Raw genomic sequence first — 25305 nt, 5'->3', positions numbered from 1 at the left:
CCGGCGCCTTCGGGTGCCGGCGTTCGTCTTTTTCTGGAGTGATTCCCATGCAACAGATTGCCCTGGCCGTGATCGGCGGTACCGGTGTCTACAACCTGGCCAAGCTGGACGATGTGCAGACCCACGAGGTCGAGACCCGCTTCGGCCGTCCGTCGGGCCCGGTGCGCGTCGGCACCCTGCTGGGCCACCGCGTGGCCTTCCTGGCCCGCCACGGTGAGGGCCATTCGCTGCCGCCGCACAAGATCAACTACCGCGCCAACCTGGCCGCGCTGCAGCAGATCGGCGCGCAGCGCGTGCTGGCGCTGAACACGGTGGGCGGCATCGGCGACGACTTCGGTCCGCGCGTGCTGGCCTGTCCGGACCAGGTAATCGATTACACGTGGGGTCGTATCAGCACGATCTGCGAAGAAGACGGCACCGACGTGGTCCACGTTGATTTCGGTCATCCGTACACGCCGATGCTGCGCAGCAAGATCCTGGCGGCGGCGAAAGTGACCGGGGTGAAGGTGCACGACGGCGGCTGCTACGGCGCCACCCAGGGCCCGCGCCTGGAAACCATTGCTGAAATCGCCCGCATGCGCCGCGATGGCTGCGATCTGGTGGGCATGACCGGCATGCCTGAAGCCGCGCTGGCACGGGAGCTGGGGCTGGATTACGCCTGCCTGGCGATCGTGGCCAACTGGGCCGCCGGCTGTGGCGACGGCGAGGAGATCACCATGGCCGAAGTGCTGGCAAACGTGCAGGCCGCCAGCAACGGACTTCCGGAACTGGTAGGCGAATTGGCGCGGGGGTGATTGTCATCCTCGGGCAAGCTTTGCATACTCAGCCGGTACGCGGGTTCAGCGTACACCACCCATTCATTGCAAAGGTCTCGCATTAACATGCCGAACGGTACCGTCAAGTGGTTCAACGACGCCAAGGGATTTGGCTTCATCTCGCCGGAGGATGGCAGCGCCGACGTGTTCGCGCACTTCTCCGCCATCAACTCCAAGGGCTTCCGCAGCCTGCAGGAAGGCCAGCGTGTCACCTATGACGTGACCCAGGGCCCGAAGGGTGCCCAGGCTTCGAACATTACGCCGGCCGAGTGATCCACTCGACAGTGCGTTGAAAACCCCGCTACGGCGGGGTTTTTTTTTGCGCAGGGCAACGGCGGGCGCTCCGGCGTCGGCCAGTAGATCCACGCCATGCGTGGATGCCGTTGCGGGTTCCCTTCGCCATTGGCAATCCGCCTCGGGCACAATGCAGGCATGACGGAACGACTGCGCATTGCCGTGATCGGCTACGGCACCGCTGGCCAGGCATTGGCCATCCTGCTCACCCGTGATGGCCACGAGGTGGAGATCTTCGAACGTGTGCCCACGCCCGGCCCGGTAGGGGCCGGCTTCCTGCTGCAGCCCAGCGGCCTGCAGGTGCTGTGGCAGATGGGCCTGCTCGACGCCGTGCGTGCGCACGCCGCGCCGGTGCACCGCCTGTACGGCGATACGCCCTGCGAACGCGCGGTGATGGACATGGGCTATGCCGGTCTGGATGCACGCCTGCACGGGCTGGGCATGCAGCGCGGCGCGCTGTTCTCGTTGCTGGAAGATGCGCGCGAAGGCGCCGGCCACCTGCACGTGGGCACCGCCATCGAGGCGGTGGACAGCGCACAGGGGCGCGTACGCGATGCGCAGGGGCGCTGGCACGGCCCGTTCGACCTGGTGGTGGCCGCCGATGGCGCGGCATCCACCCTGCGCGGCAGTGTTGAGGGCGGCACCGCGCTGGACCGCGTCTACCCGTGGGGTGCGCTGTGGTGCCTGCTGCCGGCCGAAGACTGGCCGCACATGCAGGAGCTGCGGCAACGCTACGTGGCGGCGCGCAAGATGATCGGCCTGCTGCCGGTGGGCACCCGCCCCGGTGATGCCACGCCGCGCCTGAGCTTCTTCTGGAGCCTGCCGCGTGATGATTTCGAGCGCTGGCAGCGGGACGGCATGGCGCCCTGGCTGCAGGAACTGCATGCCCTGTGGCCGCAGGCCAGCGCGCGCTTCGCGCACCTGGTCGATGCCGGCCAGCTGGCACGCGCGGTGTACCGCGATGCGGTGATGAAGCGCTGGCACCATGGCCGCCTGGTGCTGGCCGGTGATGCCGCACACTCGATGAGCCCGCAGCTGGGGCAGGGCGTGAACATGGCCCTGATCGATGCACTGGCGCTGCGCGATGCGCTGCGCAGCCACCGTGGCGAAGCGGCGCTGCAGGCCTACCAGGCACAGCGGCGTGCGCATGTGGCGGTGTACCAGCGCTGGAGCCGCTGGTTGACGCCGCTGTTCCAGTCCAATGGCGATCTATGGGCGCATGCGCGCGACGTCCTGCTTGGCCCGATGGGGCGCATGCCGGGCGGGCGCGGGCACATGCTGCGCGTGCTCAGCGGTACCCAGCACGGCTGGTTCGGCGCACTGCCGCTGGATCCGGGCTTCATTGCCGCGCTGGCCGAAGCGCCGCGTGCGGCCGCCAGCAGCAGTGCGATCAGCGCTGCCGTGAACGTGCCCGTCACCTGAACTAACGAACATCTCACCCCGGTTGTGCGAGAACAGCTGTGCACGCGCACGCCGCGTCGCCCGTTTTCCTTTCCGTGATCGAACACTCCGTGATCGAACTTCGCGCATGGCCCGGGCGGACGCGCCGTCGCGGCCTGCTGCGGCCCGGATGCGCCGCACGTTCGAAGGAGGATGCCATGTTGTTCGCGGTCCACGAGCTGGAATCGGAAATCTGCAAACTGCGCGGTCTGCTGCAGATGCTGCACGAAGACCAGCCCGACGTGCTGGAGGATGTCTTTGAATTCCACGTGGGTAGCCTGATCAGCCACGCGGGCGCCGAACACCATGGCTACATCCGCACCTGTGCGCAGGAAATGCTGGCGGCGGTGCGTGCGCTGCCGCGCCACGTCGGCAACAGCGAGCCCACGTTTCGATTGATGCCCGACATGCTGGCCCGCCCGGCCTAAGCCTGGCGGGGCGGTACCGGCACCAGGCTGCCTTCCACGCAGGCAATGCGCTGTTCGTCGCGCGCGGGCGGTATCACTACGCCCGCGGTGAACGCGGAAAACGCGGGCAGCACGGTGATTCCCGGGCGCAGCCAGAACGCGGGAAAGCGCCGGCGCAGCGCCGGCAGGGCGATCTGCGGATGCAGGTGGCCGGCAATCACCCAGGCGCCGGCTTCGGGCTGTGGTTCGTGGCGCAGCACGATATCCCCCAGTCGCACCTGATCGTGCAGCTGCACGCGCAGCGCCGCTGCGGCAAGCTGGCGGTCGTGGTTGCCTCGGATCACATGCACGTCCAGGCCCGCTTGCTGTTCGCGCCAGGCCAGCCATTGCGCCAGCCACGCCGTGCGGTGCAGCGGGCCATGCAGCACATCGCCCAGGATCCACAGCTCGCGGCACGCGTGCTGCTGCACAAGTGCCTGCAGCCGTTGCAGGTCGCCCTGGGTGCCGCCGGCGGGCAAGGCGATGCCGGCGCGGCGGAACACATCGGCCTTGCCCAGGTGCAGGTCGGCAATCAGCAGGGCCTGCCGGGCCGGCCACAGCAGTGCACGCGCGCCGAGCAGGCGCAGCGTCTGCCCGCCCAGCTGCATGGCCAGCTCAGTGGTCATGGCGGCGTTCCAGCTGTTGCGCGGCGCGTTGCACGCGGGTACGCCAGTCTTCGTTGCTGAACTGGCCGCGCAGGCGCTCGGCCCACAGCGGAAAACCCAGCGGCGTGAGTGAGGCCGGCTGCTGCAGCGCCACCGTCTGCCTGCCAATGCGTGCCAGCGCCTGCTGCAGCCCGGGCAGATCCAATGCATCCTGCAGCACTTCCTGCTCGGCCAGGGCCAGCAGCATGTGCTCGGGGTCATGCTGGCGCAGCACGTCATGCAGCAGGCCCGCAGAGGCCTGCAACTGGCGCAGCGAGCGCGGCATGCCGCCGGGCAGGCTGGGCACCAGCAGTCCGGCCACGCGCGCGATGCCACGGAACTGGCGGCGTGCCAGCTCGCCCAGGTTCACGGCCGCGCGCAGATCGTCCAGCAGCCCGTCGCCGGTGAACAACGCATGCCACGCCTGCGCATCCAGGGTGATCGGCTGTGCCGGTGCCAGCACCAGGCCATGATCGTTCACCGCATAGCCAATGCTGTTGCGCTGCAGCCGCGTGCAGCGCAGTGACAGCAGCGCGGCCAGTGCTTCATGCACGTGGCGCCCGGCGAACGGGTAGACGAACACGAACTGGCCCTCGCGGCGGCGCACGTCCTCCACCAGCAGCTGCGCCGGCGAGGGCCGCGCGGACACGCGTGCCTGCAGCGCCAGCAGCGGCGCCAGCCACGTTGATTCGGCACTGTCATCACTTCCGTAGAGCACCGCGAGCAACGCCTGCCCCAGTGGCATCGACAAGGGCAGCTGGCCGCCCTGCCAGCGCGGCACGCTGCCGTCGCCGCGCCCACGCGCCACCCGCACATAGGCGGTCATGTCACGCAGCTGCACCAGCTCCAGCAGGCGCCCGGCGAACTGGAAGCGGTCGCCCGGGCGCAGGCGCCCTGCGAACTGTTCTTCCACCGAACCCAGGCCGCCGCCGCGCAGGAACTGCACGCGCACGCTGCCATCGCTGCTGATGGTGCCGATCGACAGGCGGTGGCGCAGGGCCTGGCGGCGATCGGGCACCCGGTAGATGCCGCTGTCATCGATCTGCACCTTGTGGAAATCCGGATACTGCGACAGCGCGCGGCCGCCCTGCACGATGAAGTCCAGCACGGCCTGCCACTGCGCATCGGTCAGATCGGCAAAGGCGTGGGTGCGCCGTACCTGGGCCAGCAGTGCATCGGCCTGGAAGCCGCCGGCCAGCGCGCAGCTCACTGCGTGCTGGGCCAGCACGTCCAGCGACAGGACCCGTGGACGGCGTGCTTCCACCACGCCCTCGCGCAGCGCGTTGCGTGCTGCCGCGAATTCGGCCACCTCCAGTGCATGGCTGGGAATGCAGGTGATGCGGCCGCTGGCGCCGGGGCGATGGCGTGCGCGGCCGGCGCGCTGGCGCAGGCGCGCCACGCCCTTGGGGCTGCCCAGCTGCAGGACCTGGTCCACCTCCGGGAAATCCACGCCCAGGTCCAGGCTGGAGGTGGCCACCACGCAGCGCAGGCTGCCTGCACGCAGGCCGTCTTCCACCTGCTGGCGCAGGGTCGGGTCCAGCGAGCCGTGGTGCAGGGCCAGGCTGTCGGCGTCTTCCGGCCACACCGCGGCCAGCGCCTGGTGCCACAGTTCGGCCTGCGCGCGGGTGTTGGTGAACAGCAGGGTGCTGCGTGCGCCCTGGATCGCCTGCAGGACCCGCGGCAACTGCACCAGGCCCAGGTGGCCGGCCCACGGAAACCGTTCGCCGACCGGCGGCAGCAGGGTCTGCACCTGCACCGGTCGCTGCCGCGCGCCTTCCACCAGCGGCGCGTCGGGCTGGTCGGGCAGCAGCACCTGCCGCGCCTGCTGCAGGTTGCCCAGCGTGGCCGACAGCCCCCACAGCTGCAGGCGGGGGCTGGCATCGCGCAACCGTGCCAGGTTCAGCTGCAGCAGCACGCCACGCTTGCTGCCCAGCAGTTCATGCCACTCATCCACCACCACGCAGCGCAGGTGCTGCATGCGCGGCAGCGTATCGGGATAGCTCAACAACAGCGCCAGCGATTCCGGCGTGGTCACCAGCACATCCACGCGTCCCTCGCGCGCCTGGCGCCGCTCGCGGTTGCTGGCATCGCCACTGCGCAGGCCGACCTTCCAGCCCAGGCCAATGCCATCGATGACCGTCTGCAGCGCGCGTGCGGTATCGCTGGCCAGTGCCCGCAGCGGGGTGACCCACAGCACCTGCAGCGGACGCACCGCGCTGGCCCGCGCCGGCGCCGGCGGCGGATCGATCAAGGCCTGCAGCAGGGGCCCGCCGAACATCGCCAAGGTCTTGCCGCTGCCGGTGGGCGTGTGCAGCAGGCCCGATTCGCCCGCCAGGTAGTGCCGCCACATCGCGCGCTGGAACGGCAGCGGGCGCCAGCCGCGCGCGGCGAACCACGCCTGCAGGCGCTGCAGGGCCTGCGTACGGGTCATCGCGCCAGCGCCTGCAGGGTGTGCAGCTGGTCGGCCTCGCCGGCGGGCTTGTCGTGGCGCCAGCGCAGGATGCGCGGGAAGCGCACCGCGATGCCCGACTTGTGCCGGCTGCTGCGGTTCACCGCTTCGAATCCCAGCTCGAATACCTGAACGGCGTCGACGCTGCGCACCGGGCCAAAGCGCTCGCGGGTGTGCGCGCGGATCCAGCGGTCCAGCGCCAGGATCTCCTTGTCGTCCAGGCCCGAATAGGCCTTGGCCACCGGTACCAGCGCGTCACCGTCCCACACCCCGAAGGTGTAGTCGGTGTACAGGGTGCTGCGCCGCCCATGGCCGGCCTGCGCGTACAGCAGCACCGCATCGATGGTGAGCGGCTCGATCTTCCACTTCCACCAGTCGCCGCGGCGGCGCCCGGCCTGGTAGACCGAATCGCGGCGCTTGATCATCAGCCCTTCAACGCCGCGTTCGCGGGCACCGTCACGCAGGCGCGCGGCCTCGGCCCAGTCCTCGGCGAGCACCGGTGGCGAGAGCTGCAGGCGAGGATCGGCCAGTGCATCGAGCAGCTGCGCCAGCTGCGCGCGGCGTTCGTGCAGCGGCAGCTCGCGAAGATCCTGGCCATCGCGTTCCAGCAGGTCGTAGGCCAGCACGCGCACCGGCGTGTTGCGCAGGGTGGCGGCACCGGGTTTGCGGCGCTGGATGCGGGTCTGCAGGGCAGTGAAGGCGCGCGGCAGGTCATCGGCGCTGTCCCAGGCCAGCAGCTCGCCGTCGATCACGCAGCCATCGGGCAGTCCGGCGGCGGCCTGTTCGATTTCGGGGAAGCGACCATCCAGCCGCTCTTCGCCGCGCGACCACAGGGCCACCTCGCCATTCCGGCGCAGCAGCTGCAGGCGGATGCCGTCCCACTTCCATTCCAGCAACCAGTCATCCAGCGCGCCCAGCCGCTCGGCCGGTGCGCCTTCCAGCGGCGAGGCCAGGAAGAACGGGTAGGGCTGCTGGCGGTCGGTCGGCAGTTCGTCTGGCGACAGCAGCTGCGCCAGCGCGGCGGGCGAGGGCACCCACTCACCCAGCATGCGCTGGGCAATGCGGGCGATGTCCAGCCCCGACCATTCGGCCAGCGCCTGCTGCACGAGTCGCTGCGATACGCCCACGCGCAGGGCGCCGGTCAGCAGCTTGTTGAACACCAGGCGTTCGGCGGCGGGCAGTTGCTGCCAGCCCTGCAGCACGGCGGCGTGGCGTACCGTCTCGTCCTGGTTGGCCACCGCCAGCAGATGCTGTTCGATCCAGTCGGCCAGGGCCCGTTCGGGGGCGGGCGTTGCCGGGTCATCCAGCAGCAGGGTCAACGTTTCGGCCAGGTCGCCCACCTGCGCATAGCTGTCTTCCACCAGCCAGGCCGGAAGCCCGGACGCCTCGGTGATCCAGCGGCGCAGCTCACCACTGGCGGCCACCTTGCGGCGCGCGCCGCCCACCTTGCCACCGCTCAGCAGGTACAGCGCCCATGCTGCATCGCGTGGACGTGCCGTGCGGAAGTAGTCGACCAGCGCGGCCCGCTTGTCCAGTGTTGCGGTGCTGCGGTCCAGGCGCTGGTAGAGCGCGGCGAAGGCCTTCATTCCTCGGCCCCGAAATCGGTGCGGAAGGCCTCGGCGGCCACGCCGCGCTCGCGCAGGAAGGGGATCAACGCATCGGTGTTGCCGTGGGTGGCGATGATGCGCCGCGCGCCGGTCTGTTCGATGGTCTGCAGCAGCGCCGGCCAGTCGGCGTGGTCGGAAATGACGAAGCCGCGGTCAACATTGCGCCGGCGCCGGTTGCCGCGCAGCTGCATCCAGCCCGACGCGAACGCCAACTGGTGACGGCCGAAGCAGCGCAGCCACGGCGTGCCTGCCGCCGACGGCGGGGCCAGGATCAGCTGCCCGGCGGCATCCGGGGTACGCCCCTGTTCGGCCACGGTCACCGTGTCCAGCATGTCCACCCCGGCCTGGCGGTAGACCGCCACGCCATTGGCGATGGCGCCGTGCAGCCAGGCCGGCTGGTCGTCCAGCGGCAGCAGTTCGGCCAGCACGCGCTGGGCCTTGCCCAGTGCGTAGCACAGCAGCACCGCCGCTTCCCCGCGCGCGGCGCATTCGCGGCGCCAGGCGACGATGTCGGCGGCCACATCGGCGGTGTGCGGCCAGCGGTAGATCGGCAGGGCGAAGGTGGCTTCGCTGATGAAGGTATCGCAGGGCACGACCTCGAACGGCGTGCAGGTGGGATCGTGCTGGCGCTTGTAATCGCCCGAGGCCACCCAGACCTGGCGCCCATCGTCGATGCGCACCTGGGTCGAGCCCAGCACATGCCCCGCCGGGTGCAGCGATACCTGCACCCGGCCCAGCGAAAAGGGCGTGCCTTCGGCATGCGCGTGCAGCGGCACATCGCCCAAGCGCCAGCGCAGGATCGGCACGCTGCCGGTGCTGCAGTGGTATTCGCCCATGCCCGGGCGCGCGTGGTCGCCATGGCCATGGGTGATGACCGCGCGCGGCACCGGCCGCCACGGATCGATGTGGAAATCGCCGGCGGCGCAGTACAGGCCTTCTGGCCGCAATACCACCAGATCTTCGTTGTCGCTCATGTGGCCACTCTGGCGCGGCGCTCGTGCAGGCGGTGAGAACCGCGCTGAACGGGCGCTGGCCGGACGATGCGGCACAATCGAGGGGCTCCTTTTCCGCAACGGGAAGCAATGGATGAACGGACCGGGCTTCAGCAGCAACGTTCCCTACGAAACGCACGTGGTGCTGAACCAGCCACCACCGTTCGCCGGGCGGCAGTTATGGACCGACGATGTCGCGCTGGCCGAGGCAGTGCAGCGTGAGGGCGGCGGTGCCTTCGCGCCGCGCCTGGCGGTGTATGGCGCACTGGCCGGCGATGAGCTGTACCGCCTGGGGTTCGATGCCAACCGCGACCGGCCGCGCCTGCGCACGCACGATGCGCAGGGGCACCGCATCGATCTGGTGGAGTTCCATCCGGCGTACCACCAGCTGATGGGCACGGCCAAGCAGCACGGCGTGGCGGGGCTGTCCTGGCACGAACCGCAACCGGGCGCACACGTGGCGCGCGCGGCGCTGAGCTACCTGCATCACCAGGCCGAAGCGGGCACCAGTTGCCCGCTCACCATGACCCACGCTGCCGTGGCGGTGCTGCACTCGCAGCCGCACCTGGCCGAGTGGGCACGCAAGGCGGCCGCTCCGGTCTACGATTCGCGCGATGTGCCGGTGGCCGACAAGGCCGGCATCACCCTGGGCATGGGCATGACCGAAAAGCAGGGTGGCTCGGACGTGCGTGCCAACAGCACCCACGCCGAGCCGATCGACGGCGAGCGTTATCGCTTGTCGGGGCACAAGTGGTTCTTCTCCGCGCCGATGAGCGATGGCTTCCTGGTGCTGGCGCAGGCCCCCGGTGGGCTGACCTGCCTGCTGATGCCACGCCGCCTGGCCGATGGTGACCGCAATGCGTTCCGGCTGATGCGCTTGAAGGACAAGCTGGGCGACTGGGCCAACGCGTCCAGCGAAGTGGAGTTCTGCGGTGCACAGGCCTGGCGCGTGGGCGAGGAGGGGCGCGGGGTGGCCACCATCATCGGCATGGTGATGATGACCCGGCTGGACTGCATGCTGGGCGCGGCGGCGGAAATGCGCATGGCCCTGGCCCAGGCGCTGCACCATGCACGGCACCGGCGCGCGTTCGGCAAGCCGCTGGTGGACCATGCGCTGATGACCAACGTGCTGGCTGATCTGGCGCTGGAATCCGAGGCGGCCACGGTGCTGGCCATGCGCATCGCCCGCGCGGTGGATCGCGCCGCCATCGATCCGGCAGAAGCCGCGCTGGCGCGGGTGGGCACGGCGCTGGGCAAGTACTGGCTGTGCAAGCGCGCCCCGGCCTTCGTCAACGAGGCGCAGGAATGCCTGGGCGGCGCTGGCTACGTGGAAGAGTCGATGCTGCCGCGCCTGTACCGGCAGGCGCCGTTGAATTCGATCTGGGAAGGCAGTGGCAACATCCAGTGCCTGGACGTGCTGCGCGCGCTGTCGCGTGAGCCGGAAACAATGGCCGCCCTGCAACAGGAACTGCAGGCGGCGGCCGATGCCGACCTGCGCTACTCGCAGGCGCTGCAGCGCTGGGAAGAATCACCCGGGTTCGATGAGGGGCAGGCACGCGCCTTCTGCGAGCGCACGGCACTGCTGCTGCAGGCCGCCGTGCTGTTGCGGGCGGAGAGCCCCATGGCCGACGCCTTCATCCGCAGCCGCTTGCAGGGCGAGCATGGCCTGGCGCTGGGGACGTTGCCGCCGGGGCTGGAACTGGGCGAGATGCTGGCGCGCGCCCTGCCGTAACGTCGCCGGGCCAAAAGGCCCGGCGACAGAGGAAGCATCAGTGCTTGGCTTCTTCGTGGGCCGCGTTGGCCTTCGCGTCATCTGCGACATCGCGGGCCTTGTCGGCCACCTTCTGCGCGGCATCGGCGGTGGCATCGCTGGCATGCGCGGCCGCATCGGTGGCCGCAGCCTTGGCCTGGTCGGCGGCGGTGGCGGTCGCATCGGCGGCCTTGTCCAGCGCCTGCTGGGTATCGGCGGCGGCCTGCTCGGACGCCGCGGCGGTCTTGTCAGCGGCCTCGCGGGTGGCCGCGGCGGCCTGGTCCACTGCATCACGTGCGGCGGCGCCCGCGCTGTCGGCGGCCTGCGCGGCATCCTGGCGGGCCTGTTCGGCTTCCGGGCCCTTGCAGGCGGCCAGGGCCAGCACCAGCGAGGCGGCCAGCAGGGAAGTGGTCAGCGTGCGGATCTTCATGGCGGTCTCCGGTACAGCGATGGATGGGGACGCCAGCCTATTCAGGCCCCTGTGAAGGCCCGGTCGCGAGGCCAACAGCGGCATTCAGGCAAAGAAAAAGCCGCTGGCGAACCAGCGGCTTTTCCAGAACAGCGTGAAGAAAGAAGTTATTACTTCTTGGCTTCTTCAGCAGCGTCCTTGGCCTGCTCGGCGGTGGCTTCACCGGCCTTGGCAGCGTCGGCAGCAGCGCCGGCAGCAGCGTCGGTGGCAGCAGCGCCAGCCTGGGCAGCAGCGTCGGTCGAAGCGTCGGCAGCGGTGGCGGCGGTGTCAGCGGCCTGCTGGGCAGCGTCGGCGGTCTGGGCGCCGGCAGCGGCGGCCTGGTCGGCAGCAGCCTGGGCTTCGGTGGCGGCTTCGTTGGCCGAAGCAGCGGCGTCCTGGGCAGCTTCCTGCTTCGAGCAGGCGGCCAGGGCCAGGGCCAGGGACATAGCGACCAGCAGCTTGTTGATGCTCATTGTGTGAATCCTCGTCGTTAGATTAGGCAACGCGCAACTGCGCGCCGACAACATGATGACAAGCCAAGATTGGGTGTCAAGCGCTCCCGCATTCATTTTTGCGAAATCGCCGTTAATTCCTTTCAGATCAACTCGATGGCGATTGCCGTCGCTTCGCCGCCACCGATGCACAGGGTAGCGATGCCGCGCTTGCCGCCGCGCGTGCGCAATGCGTTGACCAGGGTGACCACCAGACGTGCGCCCGAGGCGCCGATCGGATGGCCCAGTGCGCAGGCGCCGCCATTCACGTTGAGCTTGTCGTGGCTGATGCCCAGTTCACGCATCGGCGCCATGGCCACCACGGCAAAGGCTTCGTTCACTTCGAACAGGTCGACCTGGTCCAGGGTCCATCCGGTCTTCGCCAGCAGGGCGTGGATCGCGCCGATCGGCGCGGTGGTGAACCACTCCGGCTCCTGCGAATGGGTGGCGTGGCCGACGATGCGCGCCAGCGGGGTGATGCCGCGCGCGGCCGCATCCTCTTCGGCCAGCAGGACCACGGCAGCGGCGCCGTCGGAAATGCTGGAGGAACTGGCGGCGGTCACGCTGCCATCCTTCTTGAACGCCGGGCGCAGGGTCGGGATCTTGGCGATGTCCGAACGGCCGGGCTGCTCGTCGCTGGCGAACTCGACCTCACCCTTGCGGGTGGCCACCTTCACCGAGACGATTTCATCGGCGAATGCGCCATTGGCCTGCGCGGCCTGCGCACGGCGCACCGATTCGATGGAATAGGCGTCCTGTTCCTCGCGGGTGAACTGGTACTTGTCCACCGCGCATTCGGCGAATTCACCCATGGCCTTGCCGTCGTAGGCATTGACCAGGCCGTCGTGGGCCATGTGGTCCACCGCCTGGAAGTTGCCGAAGCGGTTGCCGGTGCGCGAGTTGGGCAGCATGTGCGGGGCGTTGGACATCGATTCCATGCCGCCGGCCACCACCACCTTGGCCGAACCGGCCTTGATCAGGTCGTGGCCCAGCATGATGGTCTTCATGCCCGAGCCGCAGACCTTGTTCAGGGTGGTCGCGCCGGCCGACAGCGGAATGCCGGCGGCGATGGCGGCCTGGCGGGCCGGGGCCTGGCCCAGGTTGGCCGACAGCACGCAGCCCATCAGGACTTCGGAAACGTCGCTGGCCGGTACCCCGGACTGCTCAAGGGCGGCGGCGATGGCGGCCGCGCCGAGGGTCGGGGTGGGCACGCCGTTGAACTGGCCCAGGAAGGAGCCAATGGCGGTGCGCTTGGCGGCGGCGATGACGATGTTGGACATGGCAATCTCGTTGATGCGTGAGCAATGTTCGGAAAGGAGACGGCGGGCGTTGGAAGCGGCGCCATTTCCCGGCAGACTGCGTGGGGGTCGACCCAGTATAGAGGGTCGGCGGTAGCTGCCGCTGGCAGCACTGGATGCCTGCAAGGGGTTGCGGCAGGCCAACGTTCATGGGAAGGAAACGATGGAACGTAAGACGATGGGCAGGTCGGTTCTGGCTTCGGCGCTGGTCGCCGCGCTGAGTGCATGTGGCGGTGGCGGTGGCGGCAGCAATGTACGCATCGACCCGCCCCCCACCACGCCGCCGGTAACCCCGCCGCCCACCACGCCCACGCCGGCCAAGCCGACCGAGCCGGCGGTGAACGCACACCTGGTGCAGACCAATGCCCTGGCCGCGCAGTCGGCTGGCCTGACCGGCAAGGGCGTGCGCATCGGCATCGTCGATTCCGGCGTGAAGCGCGACACCGCAGCGCTCAATGGCCGCGTGGTGGCCAACCTCAACTACGTCGATCCGGCGCGCAACAACCTGAACGTGGACGACGTGGTCGGCCACGGCACCGCGGTGGCCAGCCTGGCCGCCGGTGCAACCGTGGGCGTCTGGCCCGGCGGCATCGCGCCAGGGGCGCAGATTGTCTCGGCGCGGATCATTTCCGACACGTCGCCCACCGATGACGGCAGTGGTCAGGGCAACTCCTTCAGCGGCCCGCTGGGCGTGGCCGGCATCCACCAGGACCTGATCAGCTACGGCGTGAAGGTGATGAACAACTCCTGGGGCGGGTTGTACTGGACCGATCTGGCCACCACCGCGCAGGTGGCGGCCGAGTACCGCCCCTTCATCATGAGCAACGGCGGCCTGGTGGTGTTCGCCTCGGGCAACGAGGGCCGCGACCAGCCCAGCAGCGTGGCGGCACTGCCCAGCCAGCGCGGCGTGGGCGGTTCGTTGCCGGCGGCCGATCTGGAAAAGGGCTGGCTGGTGGCCACCGCCATCGATCCCAACAAGCCCGGCGAACGCACCAGCTGGGCCAACGCCTGTGGCGATGCGGCGCGCTACTGTCTGACCGCACCGGGCAGCGCGGTGTTTCCCGAGCGCAATGGCAACGGCTACCAGTGGAATTACGGCACGTCGTTCGCCGCGCCGCTGGTATCAGGCGCGGCCGCGCTGGTCTGGGAACGCTTCCCGTACTTCGACAACGACCTGGTGCGGCAGACCCTGCTGGGCACGGCCACCGACATCGGCGCGCCAGGCGTGGACGCCATCTACGGCTACGGCCTGCTGAATGTCGGCAAGGCCGTGAACGGCCCGGCCCGCTTCGACTGGGGCAATACCACCGTCAACGTCTCGCAGCTGGGCCTGAATTCGGTCTGGAGCAACAACATCACCGGCAGCGGCGGCCTGGTCAAACAGGGCGAAGGTTCGCTGGGCCTTTCCGGTACCAACACCTACACCGGCGACACCCGCATCGAACGCGGCACGCTGGCGCTGCGCGACGGCGCGTCCATCACTTCCAACGTGGTGATCACCGCGCAAGCGGCAAGCCCCAACGCGGCCGCGCTGCAGTTCATGACCGGCACCACCCGGGTCAAGGGCAACGTGGACAACGCGGCGATGGTGATCGTGCGCGATGCCAACAGCAGCGCCACCATCGAAGGCAACTACCTGCACCGCGACGGCGCGCGGTTGATGATCTCGCTGGGTTCCAGTCCACTTGCCATCACCGGCAGGGCCACCCTGCAGGGCGGCGACGTGCACGTGTCCAGTGTCGTCAGCGGCTACGTGCCGGCTGCCGGCCGCACCCAGACCGTGCTGCAGGCCGGGCAGGGCGTCAGCGGCACGTTCAACGGGGTCAGCAACAGCCTCAACGCGGGCAGCCTGCTGGATGCATGGCTCAGCTATGGCAGCAACGACGTCACCCTGAACATCGACCGGGTCAACGTGGTCAGCGCGGCATCGGCGGCCGGCCTGGGCGCCAGTACCCAGGCCTCGGCCTCGCGCGTGGAACGCGCGTTCGAAGCACTCGACGATGGGACCGACGTCACCGGCGTGTTCGCCCAGGGCGCGGGCGCGCTGCAGGGCGTGCAGGGCAACCTGGCGCTGCAGCAGAGCCTGGACAGCCTGTCCGGCAAGGCGCATGCGCTGGCTACGGCGGCCACCTTCGACAGCATCGATCTGGGCCGCCGCGCGCTGTCCGCGCGCTTCGGCCAGGTGCAGGGCGCACCGCGCCTGGCCGGTGCCTGGCAGAACGCGCTGGGCGAGGCCGGCCAGGGCAGCTTCTCGGCCAGCGGCGCCGACACCCATGGCTGGATGATGGGCCAGGACACCGCACTGGGCAGCAACGGCGTGCTCGGCTTTGCCTTCGGTGAAACGCGCAGCTTCGGCAACCGGGCCTGGGGCAGCGATCGCGGCCGCGACCGGCAGTCGCAGGCGCAGCTGTACGCCGGCTGGAATGCCGGTGGTGCGTATGCGCTGGGCCAGGTGGGTGCCGGCCAGTTCAACCGCGAGATCGATCGCCAGCTGCTGTTGGGTGCCGGCCAGTACGGGGTCAACGCCCGCTACGGCGGCAACTTCAGCACGGCCAGCGTGGAGGCCGGTTATCGCTTCGGCTGGGCTGGTGCTTCGCTGACCCCGTACCTGGGCGCCGACTACACCCGCGTGGACAGCGATCGCTTCAGCGAACAGGGGGGCCTGGGCTTCGGCCTGCGCAGCGCAGGCGATGCCAGCAGCCGCAGCCAGGCACTGGCCGGCGTGCGCGCAGAGCGCCAGTGGCGCAACTGGGCGCTGCGTAGCTACGCCGAATGGCAGCAGCAGTTGTCCAGCCAAGGCATGGATGCGCAGGCCAGCTTCGTCGGCATCGATGCCTGGGCGCCGATGGCCGGGCTGCAGCCGATGCGTTCCGGTGGCCTGCTGGGTCTGTCGGTGGAATCGTGGCTGAGCCGCAACAGCCGCCTCAGCTTCGGCTACGACCAGCGCTTCGGCCCGCGCGGCGAACTGAGCCAGGTCGCACTGCGCTACAGCGCCGCGTTCTGACGCGGCGACGCGGCATTGCGTGACCACGCCCGGCAGGCTGCCGGGCGTGGCCAGCGCCGATCAACCGCCGCGCAGGTTGCCCAGGCGTGGGGTGCTGCGGCCCAGCGGCATCTTCAGCTTGCCGATGGACTGGATGCGCGCCTCGGCAATGCGGTCGGCCGCGCGCTGCGGCGCGATGTTCTCGCGCTGCGACAGTTCGAAGATGCGCGTCAGGTTGTGGTAGATGCTGCGGATCAGGCGCATCGCCCGCTCGCGGTTGTAGCCGTCGATCTCCAGCGACACATTCATCACGCCGCCGGCGTTCACCGCGTAATCCGGTGCGTACAGGATGCCGCGGGCATGCAGCTCATCGCCGATGTCCAGGCTGGACAGCTGGTTGTTGGCGGTGCCGCAGATGATCTTCGCCTTGATCCGCGGCAGGGTGTCGGCGTTGATCGCCCCTTCCAGCGCACACGGGGCGAACACGTCGGCGTTCACTTCGTGGATCTCGTCGGGCTTGACCGCTTCGGCGCCGAAATCGCTGACCGCACGATCCACCAGCGCGCTGTCCAGGTCGGTCACGTAGAGCTTGGCGCCGCGGTCGCGCAGCAGCTTCACCAGTTCCATGCCGATGTGGCCCAGGCCCTGCACGGCAATGCTGGTCTTGCCCACTTCTTCGTGCCCGAACTTGAAGCGCAGCGCTGCCATCAGCGCCTGCAGCGCGCCATAGGCGGTGAACGGGGCCGGGTCGCCGGAACCGCCATGGACCTGGTGCACGCCGGTCACGAACTGGCTTTCCAGGTAGATGTTCTCCATGTCGTTCACATCGGTGCCGACATCTTCGGCGGTGATGTAGCGGCCGCCCAGGGAGTCGACGTAGCGGCCGAACGCGCGGAACAGCACCTCGGTCTTGTCCACCTTCGGGTCGCCGATGATCACCGCCTTGCCGCCGCCCACGTTCAGGCCAGCCAGGGCGTTCTTGTAGGTCATGGTGCGGCTGAGCCGCAGCACGTCGTTCAAGGCCTCGTCGGTGCTGGCGTAGGGGCGCATGCGCACGCCGCCCAGGGCCGGGCCCAGGGTGGTGTTGTGAATGGCGATGATCGCCTTCAGGCCGGCATCCTGGCTGTGGCAGAACACCACCTGCTCATGACCGGTGGTGGCGAGGGTTTCGAATAGCATGGCGTCTCCGATGGCGCGATCAGCGGCGAACTGCAGCGAACTGCCAATGAACGGTAGGGTCCCAAAACAAAAAAAGCGACGTCGTCATGGCTGGGGGACGGGTCGCGCGGCGCCATTCTAGTCCATTCGCCCGGCCGATGCCGTGCACGGCCGGGGCGGCGGCATTAAAGAAGATGAAAGCGCGGCCGATGCTGCGACGACGGCAGGTCGCCGAATGTGAAGAAGGCGCGGGTGCAGGCAGTGGCAGCAGCAGTGCAACAACACGGCGGGCGCCGGTGAGGCCGGTCTGGTGGCAGGCCATGACGGCGTGGCTGGCGGGCAGGCGCGCGACCACACCGGTGCGCCGGGCCGAATCGCATGTCCGCCCGGCCGCCGGTCCCCTGCAGGGCGAGCCGCTGGCCGCCGACGATGTCGCCGCGCACCTGCAGCGCAGCCTGCATGCGCTGGCGCTGTCCCCGCATCTGGTGGGCGAACCGGCGGGCGAGGGCAGCTCGCCGCTGGCCGAGGCGGTGGACCGCGCCCTGCAGGACCGCGACTGGGCCACCCGGCAGCTGCCGCGCCGCCCGCAACTGCTGCCGCAGCTGATCCAGACCGTCAACGACGATGCCGCGTCGGCGCGGGTGATGGCCGCCATCATTGGCCAGGACCCGGTACTGACCGGCAACCTGCTGCGCATTGCCAACAGCCCGGCCTACAAGGTGCACGAGCGGCCGGTGGAAAGCCTGCAGCGCGCGGTCACACTGGTCGGTACCGAAGGGGTGCGGCAGATCATCAGTGCCGTGCTGGTACAGCCGGTCATGCAGGTGCAGTGCGATGTCTTCCCGCAGTTCAGCACGATCATCTGGGAACACGCGCTGCTGGCCTCGCGCGCCGCAGCCGACCACGCCCGCACGGTCACCTTCGGCGATGCGTTCGCCGCGCAGTGGCTGGGGCTGGTGCAGGGGCTGGGGGCGGCGCTGGTGATGCGGCAGGTGCTGCAGGAAGCGCAGGGCCGCGGCAGCACGGTGGATGCGGCGCTGGCACTGGACCTGCTGCAGCGCTGGTCCTTGCCGCTGGCGCAACGCGTGGCCGCCGCCTGGGACCTGCCCGAACCGGTGCACCAGGCGCTGGCCGCCGATGCGCAGGGGCCGCTGGCAGACAGCCTTCGCCTGGGCAGCGCGGCGGCCGCGGCCAGCCTGCTGTGCCGGCATGGCCATGGCAGCCAGGTACGCATGCAGGCCCTGCTGGAACAGCTGCCTTCGGCACCGCCCCACGCGCTGCGCTGGATCTGGCGACGGCTGCACGGGCGCGCGGTGGAAACGCTGGAGGAAGCCGGCGCCGAGGACGGTGAGACGCCCGTACCGTAAGCGCTACAGCTGCGATTCCACCGGCAGCCAGCTGATCACCCGCGCGGTCCAGCGCTTGCCCAGCGAACTGCCGGGCTCGCGCCCCACCCAGTGCGGCGGCGGCTGCCGTTCCAGCCAGCGCAGCTCGTTGCCAGCGCCCAGCGCCAGCCACCAGCTGTGCTGCGGGTCGGCCAGCCGCAGGTATTCCTGGCGCAGGCGCGCGCCCAGCACGGGATCGTCGAACAGCACGCCCATTTCCGTATTGAGGTAGGCCGAGCGCGGGTCGAGATTGAACGAGCCGACGAAGCCGCGGCGGTCATCGACGACGAAGGCCTTGCTATGCAGGCTGGCGCCGCTGCTGCCGAACAGGCTGCTGTCGCCCGGTTCGCCGTGTGCCTTCAGTTCGTACAGCTGCACGCCGGCCTGCAGCAGCGGCACCCGGTAGCCCATGTAGCCGCCGTGCACCGCGGCCACATCGTTGGCGGCCAGCGAGTTGGTCACCACGCCCACCTGCACACCGCGTGCGGCCATGGCCGAAAGACCCTGCAGGCCTTCGGCACCGGGCACGAAGTAGGGCGAGACCAGCAGCGCGCCGTGCTGGGCGGACTGCAACTGCGCGGCCAGCGCGGTCACCAGCCAGCCGTCGCGTGCATCGTCGCGGTGTTTCATCGGCGGGTCGGACAGGATGCGCACCTGGGCGCTCCAGTGCAGGGGCTCGGGGCCGGGCTGGCGCAGCGCTCGCGAGCTGGCCACGCGCTGCAGGTAGGGACGGCTGCTGTCATGCAGCGCATCGCGGTCGGACTGCTGCAGTAGAACGCGCAGCTGCGCCTGGCTGTAGTGCGCCAGCGCGCTGATCGGAACGGCGGCGTCGCTGTTCCAGTACGCATCGAAGATGGCGCTGGCCTGCTGCACCGCGGGGCCGGCCACGACCAGGTCCAGGTCCTGGAAGTTCACATCGTCGCGCGCGCTGAAGTATTCCTCGCCGATGTTGCGGCCGCCGACGATTGCCACGCGGCCATCGGCGATCCAGCTCTTGTTGTGCATGCGGTGGTTCACGCTGAAGGCGCGTTGCACCAGTTCCAGCGTACGGGCGATGCCGCTGCGGTTGCGGAACGGGTTGTACAGGCGGATCTCGATGTTCGGGTGCGCATCGAGCGCCAGCATCAGCGCGTCCTTGTCCTTGGCATTCATGTCATCCAGCAGCAGGCGCACGCGCACGCCGCGCACGGCGGCGTCGTGCAGCGCCTTGGCCATCAGGTGGCCCACCCGGTCGTCGTGCCAGATGTAGTACTGCAGGTCCAGGCTGCGGCCGGCCTGTTCGGTGATGACCGCGCGCGCGGCGAAGGCATCCAGTCCATCGCTGAGGAAGGCCACGCCGGATTGACCGGGGTGGGCGGCCAGCAGCGGCGCCAGCTGGCGATCGATCGCGGTCTGCGCCGGCTGAAGTGGCAGCACCTGCGATGCGGGCCCGCGCGCGCTGGGGGTGAGATGGTCGGCCAGCAGCAGGCCCGACAACACCAGCAGCACCAGCGCAGCAACGATGATGGCGACGATACGCAGCAGTCTCATGCCACCATGCTAGTGGATCCACGCCCTGCGTGGATGGCGTTCTGGGCGCGGTCACGCCCTGCGTGGATGGCGTTCTGGGCACGGTCACGCCATGCGTGGATGGCGCTTTGTGGGGTCAGCGCCCTTGCCTGCGGCAAGGGATCCGACCCCGTGGCTAGTAGATCCACGCCATGCGTGGATGGCGTTCTGGGCACGGTCACGCTATGCGTGGATGGCGCTTTGTGGGGTCAGAACCGCTCGTCGCTGCCCAGGTAGCGCCACTGCCCCGGCACCAGCGGCCCCAGCGCCACGCGGCCGATGCGCAGCCGGCGCACCGCCGTCACCTGCAGCCCGGCAGCAGTCACCGCCACGCGCAGGCCTTTGGCGGTCAGGCCCTTGCCGGCAAACCGCAGGCGTTGCTCGCTCTGCCAGCTGACCTTGGGCCCGCCGGCTTCCTGCTGCAGGCGCGCCATCAGCCACGGGCCACGTTCGGGGCCGCCTTCGGCCACGTCCACCAGGTATTCCTGCTCGGTGCGGCCCAGGTTGCGCTGCAGGTGGGCCAGCGTGGCCGGGTCCTGGCTGACCACCACCAGACCGCTGTCGGCGGCCGGCAGTGCGGCGGCCAGTTGCAGGCCGTGGAAGTGGCGCTGCAGGGCGCGGGTGCCGCTGGCATCCAGTTCGCTGCGCGTCGCGCTGCTGACCAGTGCGCACAATGCCTCGGCCGCCATGCCCGCCGGCTTGTGCAGCAGCATGCTCACCCGTTCGGCCTTTTCATCGCTGGCCTGTTCGGCCACCACGATCACCGCGTCCTCATCCACCGGGCGCTGCGGCTGTTCCACCACTTTGCCGTTCACGGTCACCCAGCCACCTTCCACATAGCGCCGCGCTTCCCCGCGCGGGATGCCGAGCAGGACGGACAGGCGTTTGTCGAGGCGGATCGGTTCCATGGCGGGCAGGTCGGTCAGGGGGCGCGCAGTGTAGCTGCTGCGGCCGATCAGCGCTGGCTGCGGTTGGCCAGCTCGGTCAGGTACAGGCGGGTATCGAACTCCAGCTGCAGGTAATCCGGTTCCATGTGCTGGCACAGCTGGTAGAAGGCCTTGTTGTGGTCGGCTTCCTTCAGGTGCGCCAGTTCATGCACGACGATCATGCGCAGGAACGCGGCCGGCGCCTGGCGGAACACGGTGGCGATGCGGATCTCGCGACTGGCCTTGAGGCGACCGCCATGCACGCGGGAAATGGCGGTATGCGTGCCCAGCGCGTGCTTGATCACTTCCAGGGTGTTGTCGTAGCGGACCTTGTTGAGCGGCACCGACTTGCGCAGGTAGCGGTCCTTCAGTTCCTGGGTATAGTCGTACAACTGGCGGTCGCTGCGCACCTCGTGCGGATCGGGGTAGCGCTGCTGCAGCCAGGGGCCGAGCTTGCCCTGGGCCAGCAGTTCGCTGACCTGGGCCACCAGGGGCTCGGGGTAACCGGTGAGGTACTTCAGGACAGCCATGCAGGGGCGGCGGGGCGTCGGTAGAATGGGGCTTCCAAGATTACACGCGGTACCGTCCGACCATGGCAAAGCCCAACGCGCTGCAGGAACAATTGCTCAAGGCCGGCCTGGCCAAGAAGTCGCAGGCCAGTGCTGCCGCGCGTGAACAGGCCAAGGCGCGGCAGGGCAAGGCGGAATCGGCCTCGGCCGAGGTGCAGCGCGAAGCTGAACGCGCGCGCGCCGAGAAGGTCGAACGCGACCGCGCGCTGGCGGCCGAGCGCAATGCCCAGGCCCGCCAGGCTGAACAGAAGGCGCAGGCCAAGCAGATCATCACGGCCCACGCGGTGCCGCACAAGGGTGATGACGAGTACCGCTTCAGCGATGGCGCGGCGATCCGCACGCTGCTGATCGACCCCAAGCTGCGCAAGGCGCTGTCGGTGGGCGTGCTGGTCATCGTCGCCCACGGCGAAGGCTACGCCCTGCTGCCGCGTGCGGCCGCCGAGAAGGTGCGCGAGCGTGCGCCCGAGGCGATCATCGTCGACCACGGCCAGCCCGGCTCGACCGCCGAGATTTCCACCGGCAACGCCGAGGACGACGCCTACTACGCCCAGTTCCAGGTGCCGGACGACCTGGTCTGGTAAGGCGCGGCTGAACCGGCCGCCAGCACGCCGGGCAGGGCCCGGTGCTGCCGATTGCAGTTACGGGCAAGGTCCCCATATCAGGGGAATACCTGACAGTTGCGGAGGTGAGTGATGGCCACCGGTTGGGCGGGCGACGGCGCGGTTCAGGACCAGATCGACGCCACCGTTGACGATGCCATTGCCCGTGCGCGGCGCCAGCTGCGCCAGGGGCCGGGTCTGGAACACTGTGAAGAATGCGACGCGCCGATTCCGCTGGCGCGGCGCCAGGCCGTGCCCGGTGTTCGCCTGTGCGTGGCGTGCCAGCAGGCGCTGGACGATGAAGAACAGGCACACGCCGGTTACAACCGCCGCGGCAGCAAGGACAGCCAGCTTCGGTGAAAGGGGTTTTTGCAGGGCTGCGCCCTGCACCTGCTCAATGCAACGTCAACGTCAACGTCAAAAGCGGCATTCCGTGGGATGGCGGGGCGGTGTCGGATTGCGGGGACGCCGCAAGTACGTCCGTGTAGGCTTGGCAGCCGCATCCATGCGGCTGACACCCCGCAATCCGACACCGCCCCACCTCTGACAGATTCCCGCGATCGGCGGGGGATCCACGCCATGCGTGGATGGATCTCTGTGGGAATCGAAAATTTCGGATTGAATTCGAAACGCATCCACGCATGGCGTGGCTCTACTTGCCATCGCGGCACATGCGCGGCGGTTGGTAGGTGTCGACCTTGGTCGACACAGTAGATCCACGCCATGCGTGGATTGATCCCTGTGGGAATCGAAAATTTCGAATTGAATTCGAAACGCATTCACGCATGGCGTGGATCTACTGGCCATCGCGGCATGCGCGGCTGTTGGTAGCTGTCGACCTTGGTCGACACAGTAGATCCACGCCATGCGTGGATTGATCCCTGTGGGAATCGAAAATTTCGGATTGAATTCGAAATGCATCCACGCATGGCGTGGCTCTACTAGCCATCGCGGCACATGCGCGGCGGTTGGTAGGTGTCGACCTTGGTCGACACAGTAGATCCACGCCATGCGTGGATTGATCTCTGTGGGAATCGAAAATTTCGAATGGAATTCGAAACGCATCCACGCATGGCGTGGCTCTACTGGCCATCGCGGCATACGCGGCTGTTGGTAGGTGTCGACCTTGGTCGACACATCTGTCAGATACCGAATGAATTCACGCGTGTCGACCAAGGTCGACACCCACCAGAGCAGAACGCCGATCCAAAAGATCGCGGGAAACTGTCGAAGGCGGGGTGGGTCCGGTTGCGGGGGTGTCCGCGGCATGGATGCCGCGGCCAAGCTTACATGGACGTACTTGCAGCGCCCCCCGCAACCGGACCCACCCCGCCATCCCACGGAATGCAAGCTTTTGCCGTTGCCGTTGCCGTTGCCGTTGCTCGTAGCAGGTGCAGGGCTGCAAGCCCTGCAGAGAAAACCCCCTCAGCCGTCGCCCTGGATGCCGCCGGGGGCCTGCGACGGGTCGCGCCAGCGGCGCACCGTGCGCTGGAAGAACAGGTTGTTGGGCAGCTGCAGCACCGTGCCCTGGTGGCCATCGCCGGTTTCCTGCAGCGTGGTGTAGATCAGGTTCACGTCGATCACCCGACCCTTAAGGCCGGGCTTCTCGCCGTTCTCCAGCACTTCGATGTAATCGTGCAGGCGGAACGGGCGGGTGGTGAAGATCAGCAACGTGCAGAAGATGTTGGACAGCACGCTCCAGGCCGCGAAGAAGGCCACTGCACCCACCGCCGCAAAGCCGGTGAACGCGGTCCACAGCACCGAAGGCGATGCACCCAGCAGGCTGAGGATGTACAGCAGGGCGCTGAAATACACCACGAAGCTGCTGATCCGCCGCGCACCCATCGCCATTTCCTGCGGCAGGGTGTAGTGCTCGGAAAAGCGCCGGATCAGACGCCGCGCCAGCAATCGCAGCAACCAGGCGGCCAGCAGCGTGGCCAGGATCTGCAGGCCGACGCCGATGTCGTGCAGCCACGGGTGGGTCCAGGCCGGCAGGTGATCCTTCAGTGACAACATCATGGGGCGACAGCGGGTAGCGGAGAACAACGCCCGATGTTACCCGGCGCGCGGTGGCGTTTCGACTGCAGGCGGCCACTGCACGCAGACCAGTGCCTGGCGGTGCCGCTGCAGGCATGCGCCGTGGGCCTCGCCGTGCCACTGCAGCGACAGGCCCAGGCCCTGCTGCGCCATGCAGATTGCGATGGCCAGCAGCGCAGCACAGTGGGTGGCGGACATGGGGTCTCCGGGCCTGCGGCCACGCGGGGGGGATGCAGGCATGGATGCAGCGGCGGCCGAAAAGGTTGCATGCCGAAGCGGCCGCGGGCCGTCTAAACCTTTTGCTGGGGCGCTGCATCCAAGCGCTATGCTCGACACCACCATGCCACCGCCACCTGCCGCCGCTGATGCGCCCGATGAGCCCGCGTTGATCCGGGCGGCTGCGGCCGGCGACACCGTGGCCTATGAGTGCTTGTACCGCAGCCACGCGCCGCGCCTGTTCGCCGTGCTGTGGCGGCTGTGCGGCGGGCAGCAGGCGCGGGCCGAAGACGCGTTGCAGGAAGCCTTCCTGCAGGCCTGGAAGGCATTGCCGGGTTTCCGCTTTGAAAGCAGCCTGGCCACCTGGCTGCACCGGCTGGGGGTGAATGCCGCGCTGATGGAACTGCGCGTGCGCGCTGGCGGGCAGGACCACCACAGCCTGGACGACATGGAAGGCGGCCTGCAGGAGCTGGCCGTGCATGACCGCTGCGCCGGCACCGAGCGTGATCTGGAACGGGCATTGGCAACACTGCCACCGCGGGCCCGTGCGGTGCTGGTGCTGCACGATATCGAAGGCTGGAAACACCACGAAATCGCCGAACAACTGCAGATGGCCGTCGGCAGTTCCAAGGCACAGTTGCATCGCGCGCGCGGCCTGCTGCGTGCGCGGCTGGGAGACATGACATGACCACATCCGACCCCGATCACGACCTGCTGGCGCGGCTGCGCGACCTGCCGCAGCAGCGCATTCCGCCTGCCGATGGCTGGGCGCGGCTGTCGGCACGGTTGCCGCCACGCGAGGCTGTGCAGGCGACCACCGCGCCGACCGTCATAGTGGCGCTGCGACGCCGTCCGCTGCGTCGCGCCTGGCTGCCGCTGGGCGCGGCGCTGGCCGCAGGCCTGGCGCTGTTCGCGGTGGCCCCGTGGCGGCATGACGCCGTGCAGGCGCCGGCACCCGGCGGGCTGCAGCTGCAGGCCAATGCCATGGCCGCGCAGTACCAGCAGGCGGTGGCGTCGTTGCCGGCAGCGCGTGCGCCGGAATGGCAGCCGGCGCTGCAGGAACTGGACCGCAGCGTGGTGCAGATCCGCGCCGCCATGGCGCAGGACCCGCGCGCTGCTCATCTATTGGCACAACTGCGGCGCACCTACGCGCTGCGGCTGGAACTGACCCGGCAGGCGGCACAGGCCGCGGCCGGACTGACAACCTGAG

24 protein-coding genes are annotated in these 25305 nt (G+C 69.0%); 11 read left to right on the top strand and 13 right to left on the bottom strand.

Annotated elements, in window-relative coordinates:
• Positions 1–47: 47 nt before the first annotated feature.
• The 4 genes from C1931_RS14635 to C1931_RS14620 all read left to right on the top strand — a co-directional run bounded on the left by C1931_RS14635 (position 48) and on the right by C1931_RS14620 (position 2977).
• Complete coding sequence (locus tag C1931_RS14635) at positions 48–794, top strand: S-methyl-5'-thioinosine phosphorylase (protein ID WP_108750698.1); 747 nt, start codon at positions 48–50, stop codon at positions 792–794.
• A gap of 87 nt (positions 795–881) precedes the next feature.
• On the top strand, positions 882–1088 hold the full coding sequence (locus C1931_RS14630; RefSeq protein WP_005410590.1) for a cold-shock protein: 207 nt from the start codon (positions 882–884) through the stop codon (positions 1086–1088).
• Between the two features lie 159 nt (positions 1089–1247).
• Entirely contained in the window at positions 1248–2531 is a 1284-nt protein-coding gene (locus C1931_RS14625) for an NAD(P)/FAD-dependent oxidoreductase (RefSeq protein WP_108756864.1), read from the top strand.
• Positions 2532–2707: 176 nt separating this feature from the next.
• Entirely contained in the window at positions 2708–2977 is a 270-nt protein-coding gene (locus C1931_RS14620; protein WP_108753794.1) for a hypothetical protein, read from the top strand.
• On the opposite strand, the gene pdeM is transcribed toward C1931_RS14620, so the two are convergent.
• The 4 genes from pdeM to C1931_RS14600 are packed head-to-tail and all read right to left on the bottom strand — an operon-like array spanning position 2974 to position 8669.
• Positions 2974–3621 carry a ligase-associated DNA damage response endonuclease PdeM gene (gene pdeM, locus C1931_RS14615; RefSeq protein ID WP_108756863.1) on the bottom strand — a complete coding sequence of 216 codons (648 nt, stop codon included), beginning with the start codon at positions 3619–3621 and terminating at the stop codon, positions 2974–2976. The genes C1931_RS14620 and pdeM overlap by 4 nt on opposite strands.
• Positions 3611–6070, bottom strand: coding sequence for a ligase-associated DNA damage response DEXH box helicase (locus tag C1931_RS14610; protein WP_108756862.1), 2460 nt, complete (start codon positions 6068–6070; stop codon positions 3611–3613). The genes pdeM and C1931_RS14610 overlap by 11 nt, the downstream gene beginning before the upstream one ends.
• Positions 6067–7674 (bottom strand): ATP-dependent DNA ligase, encoded by a 1608-nt coding sequence (locus tag C1931_RS14605; RefSeq protein WP_108756861.1) that lies wholly within the window; start codon positions 7672–7674, stop codon positions 6067–6069. The genes C1931_RS14610 and C1931_RS14605 overlap by 4 nt, the downstream gene beginning before the upstream one ends.
• Positions 7671–8669, bottom strand: coding sequence for a ligase-associated DNA damage response exonuclease (locus tag C1931_RS14600; protein ID WP_108756860.1), 999 nt, complete (start codon positions 8667–8669; stop codon positions 7671–7673). The genes C1931_RS14605 and C1931_RS14600 overlap by 4 nt, the downstream gene beginning before the upstream one ends.
• Before the next feature lie 112 nt (positions 8670–8781).
• Between C1931_RS14600 and C1931_RS14595 the strand changes: the two genes are divergently transcribed.
• Positions 8782–10419, top strand: a complete 1638-nt coding sequence (locus tag C1931_RS14595; RefSeq protein WP_108756859.1) for an acyl-CoA dehydrogenase family protein — start codon at positions 8782–8784, stop codon at positions 10417–10419.
• 37 nt (positions 10420–10456) lie between these two features.
• Here C1931_RS14595 and C1931_RS14590 read toward each other — a convergent pair whose 3' ends face one another.
• From C1931_RS14590 to C1931_RS14580, 3 genes are all read right to left on the bottom strand, one after another.
• Positions 10457–10867 (bottom strand): hypothetical protein, encoded by a 411-nt coding sequence (locus C1931_RS14590; RefSeq protein WP_108750690.1) that lies wholly within the window; start codon positions 10865–10867, stop codon positions 10457–10459.
• Between the two features lie 149 nt (positions 10868–11016).
• Positions 11017–11358: a hypothetical protein gene (locus C1931_RS14585; RefSeq protein ID WP_108750689.1), complete on the bottom strand. Its 342-nt coding sequence runs from the start codon at positions 11356–11358 to the stop codon at positions 11017–11019.
• 122 nt (positions 11359–11480) lie between these two features.
• Positions 11481–12656 carry an acetyl-CoA C-acyltransferase gene (locus C1931_RS14580; RefSeq protein WP_108756858.1) on the bottom strand — a complete coding sequence of 392 codons (1176 nt, stop codon included), beginning with the start codon at positions 12654–12656 and terminating at the stop codon, positions 11481–11483.
• Between the two features lie 181 nt (positions 12657–12837).
• Between C1931_RS14580 and C1931_RS14575 the strand changes: the two genes are divergently transcribed.
• On the top strand, positions 12838–15678 hold the full coding sequence (locus C1931_RS14575) for a S8 family serine peptidase (RefSeq protein ID WP_108756857.1): 2841 nt from the start codon (positions 12838–12840) through the stop codon (positions 15676–15678).
• A gap of 60 nt (positions 15679–15738) precedes the next feature.
• Here the strand turns inward: C1931_RS14575 and C1931_RS14570 are convergent, their stop codons facing one another.
• Entirely contained in the window at positions 15739–16836 is a 1098-nt protein-coding gene (locus tag C1931_RS14570) for a Glu/Leu/Phe/Val dehydrogenase dimerization domain-containing protein (protein ID WP_108753786.1), read from the bottom strand.
• A 275-nt stretch (positions 16837–17111) separates the two neighbouring features.
• On the opposite strand from C1931_RS14570, the gene C1931_RS14565 reads away from it, so the two are divergent.
• Entirely contained in the window at positions 17112–18182 is a 1071-nt protein-coding gene (locus tag C1931_RS14565) for an HDOD domain-containing protein (protein WP_108756856.1), read from the top strand.
• A gap of 3 nt (positions 18183–18185) precedes the next feature.
• Here the strand turns inward: C1931_RS14565 and C1931_RS14560 are convergent, their stop codons facing one another.
• The 3 genes from C1931_RS14560 to C1931_RS14550 all read right to left on the bottom strand — a co-directional run bounded on the left by C1931_RS14560 (position 18186) and on the right by C1931_RS14550 (position 21204).
• Positions 18186–19730: a phospholipase D family protein gene (locus tag C1931_RS14560; protein WP_108756855.1), complete on the bottom strand. Its 1545-nt coding sequence runs from the start codon at positions 19728–19730 to the stop codon at positions 18186–18188.
• A 227-nt stretch (positions 19731–19957) separates the two neighbouring features.
• Positions 19958–20656: an RNA pseudouridine synthase gene (locus C1931_RS14555; protein WP_108756854.1), complete on the bottom strand. Its 699-nt coding sequence runs from the start codon at positions 20654–20656 to the stop codon at positions 19958–19960.
• A gap of 47 nt (positions 20657–20703) precedes the next feature.
• Entirely contained in the window at positions 20704–21204 is a 501-nt protein-coding gene (locus tag C1931_RS14550; protein WP_108756853.1) for a M48 family metallopeptidase, read from the bottom strand.
• Positions 21205–21266: 62 nt separating this feature from the next.
• Here C1931_RS14550 and C1931_RS14545 point away from each other — a divergent pair, with 62 nt between their 5' ends.
• Together C1931_RS14545 and C1931_RS14540 are read left to right on the top strand one after the other, a co-directional pair.
• Positions 21267–21824 (top strand): DUF2058 domain-containing protein, encoded by a 558-nt coding sequence (locus tag C1931_RS14545; RefSeq protein ID WP_108750681.1) that lies wholly within the window; start codon positions 21267–21269, stop codon positions 21822–21824.
• A 111-nt stretch (positions 21825–21935) separates the two neighbouring features.
• Positions 21936–22202: a DksA/TraR family C4-type zinc finger protein gene (locus C1931_RS14540; protein ID WP_108750680.1), complete on the top strand. Its 267-nt coding sequence runs from the start codon at positions 21936–21938 to the stop codon at positions 22200–22202.
• A gap of 1065 nt (positions 22203–23267) precedes the next feature.
• Here the strand turns inward: C1931_RS14540 and C1931_RS14530 are convergent.
• Both C1931_RS14530 and C1931_RS14525 read right to left on the bottom strand, forming a co-directional pair.
• Positions 23268–23861 carry a mechanosensitive ion channel family protein gene (locus tag C1931_RS14530; protein ID WP_108753780.1) on the bottom strand — a complete coding sequence of 198 codons (594 nt, stop codon included), beginning with the start codon at positions 23859–23861 and terminating at the stop codon, positions 23268–23270.
• 36 nt (positions 23862–23897) lie between these two features.
• The gene (locus C1931_RS14525) at positions 23898–24077 is read right to left on the bottom strand and encodes a hypothetical protein (RefSeq protein ID WP_108756851.1); all 180 of its coding nucleotides are present in this window, start codon (positions 24075–24077) and stop codon (positions 23898–23900) included.
• 127 nt (positions 24078–24204) lie between these two features.
• Here C1931_RS14525 and C1931_RS14520 point away from each other — a divergent pair, with 127 nt between their 5' ends.
• Together C1931_RS14520 and C1931_RS14515 are read left to right on the top strand one after the other, a co-directional pair.
• Positions 24205–24783: a sigma-70 family RNA polymerase sigma factor gene (locus C1931_RS14520; protein ID WP_108753778.1), complete on the top strand. Its 579-nt coding sequence runs from the start codon at positions 24205–24207 to the stop codon at positions 24781–24783.
• Positions 24780–25304, top strand: coding sequence for a hypothetical protein (locus tag C1931_RS14515; protein WP_108756850.1), 525 nt, complete (start codon positions 24780–24782; stop codon positions 25302–25304). The genes C1931_RS14520 and C1931_RS14515 overlap by 4 nt, the downstream gene beginning before the upstream one ends.
• Position 25305 lies beyond the last annotated feature (1 nt).

Source organism: Stenotrophomonas sp. YAU14A_MKIMI4_1 (assembly GCF_003086855.1).
Taxonomy (GTDB): domain Bacteria; phylum Pseudomonadota; class Gammaproteobacteria; order Xanthomonadales; family Xanthomonadaceae; genus Stenotrophomonas.
This window is presented reverse-complemented; position numbering and strand designations above follow the sequence as displayed.

Excerpts from the sequence above, each read along its gene's own strand:
- C1931_RS14635 (WP_108750698.1), top strand. The coding sequence starts at position 48 with ATGCAACAGATTGCCCTGGCCGTGATCGGCGGTACCGGTGTCTACAAC.
- C1931_RS14630 (WP_005410590.1), top strand. The coding sequence starts at position 882 with ATGCCGAACGGTACCGTCAAGTGGTTCAACGACGCCAAGGGATTTGGC.
- C1931_RS14625 (WP_108756864.1), top strand. The coding sequence starts at position 1,248 with ATGACGGAACGACTGCGCATTGCCGTGATCGGCTACGGCACCGCTGGC.
- C1931_RS14620 (WP_108753794.1), top strand. The coding sequence starts at position 2,708 with ATGTTGTTCGCGGTCCACGAGCTGGAATCGGAAATCTGCAAACTGCGC.
- pdeM (WP_108756863.1), bottom strand. The coding sequence starts at position 3,621 with ATGACCACTGAGCTGGCCATGCAGCTGGGCGGGCAGACGCTGCGCCTG.
- C1931_RS14610 (WP_108756862.1), bottom strand. The coding sequence starts at position 6,070 with ATGACCCGTACGCAGGCCCTGCAGCGCCTGCAGGCGTGGTTCGCCGCG.
- C1931_RS14605 (WP_108756861.1), bottom strand. The coding sequence starts at position 7,674 with ATGAAGGCCTTCGCCGCGCTCTACCAGCGCCTGGACCGCAGCACCGCA.
- C1931_RS14600 (WP_108756860.1), bottom strand. The coding sequence starts at position 8,669 with ATGAGCGACAACGAAGATCTGGTGGTATTGCGGCCAGAAGGCCTGTAC.
- C1931_RS14595 (WP_108756859.1), top strand. The coding sequence starts at position 8,782 with ATGAACGGACCGGGCTTCAGCAGCAACGTTCCCTACGAAACGCACGTG.
- C1931_RS14590 (WP_108750690.1), bottom strand. The coding sequence starts at position 10,867 with ATGAAGATCCGCACGCTGACCACTTCCCTGCTGGCCGCCTCGCTGGTG.
- C1931_RS14585 (WP_108750689.1), bottom strand. The coding sequence starts at position 11,358 with ATGAGCATCAACAAGCTGCTGGTCGCTATGTCCCTGGCCCTGGCCCTG.
- C1931_RS14580 (WP_108756858.1), bottom strand. The coding sequence starts at position 12,656 with ATGTCCAACATCGTCATCGCCGCCGCCAAGCGCACCGCCATTGGCTCC.
- C1931_RS14575 (WP_108756857.1), top strand. The coding sequence starts at position 12,838 with ATGGAACGTAAGACGATGGGCAGGTCGGTTCTGGCTTCGGCGCTGGTC.
- C1931_RS14570 (WP_108753786.1), bottom strand. The coding sequence starts at position 16,836 with ATGCTATTCGAAACCCTCGCCACCACCGGTCATGAGCAGGTGGTGTTC.
- C1931_RS14560 (WP_108756855.1), bottom strand. The coding sequence starts at position 19,730 with ATGAGACTGCTGCGTATCGTCGCCATCATCGTTGCTGCGCTGGTGCTG.
- C1931_RS14555 (WP_108756854.1), bottom strand. The coding sequence starts at position 20,656 with ATGGAACCGATCCGCCTCGACAAACGCCTGTCCGTCCTGCTCGGCATC.
- C1931_RS14550 (WP_108756853.1), bottom strand. The coding sequence starts at position 21,204 with ATGGCTGTCCTGAAGTACCTCACCGGTTACCCCGAGCCCCTGGTGGCC.
- C1931_RS14545 (WP_108750681.1), top strand. The coding sequence starts at position 21,267 with ATGGCAAAGCCCAACGCGCTGCAGGAACAATTGCTCAAGGCCGGCCTG.
- C1931_RS14540 (WP_108750680.1), top strand. The coding sequence starts at position 21,936 with ATGGCCACCGGTTGGGCGGGCGACGGCGCGGTTCAGGACCAGATCGAC.
- C1931_RS14530 (WP_108753780.1), bottom strand. The coding sequence starts at position 23,861 with ATGATGTTGTCACTGAAGGATCACCTGCCGGCCTGGACCCACCCGTGG.
- C1931_RS14525 (WP_108756851.1), bottom strand. The coding sequence starts at position 24,077 with ATGTCCGCCACCCACTGTGCTGCGCTGCTGGCCATCGCAATCTGCATG.
- C1931_RS14520 (WP_108753778.1), top strand. The coding sequence starts at position 24,205 with ATGCTCGACACCACCATGCCACCGCCACCTGCCGCCGCTGATGCGCCC.
- C1931_RS14515 (WP_108756850.1), top strand. The coding sequence starts at position 24,780 with ATGACCACATCCGACCCCGATCACGACCTGCTGGCGCGGCTGCGCGAC.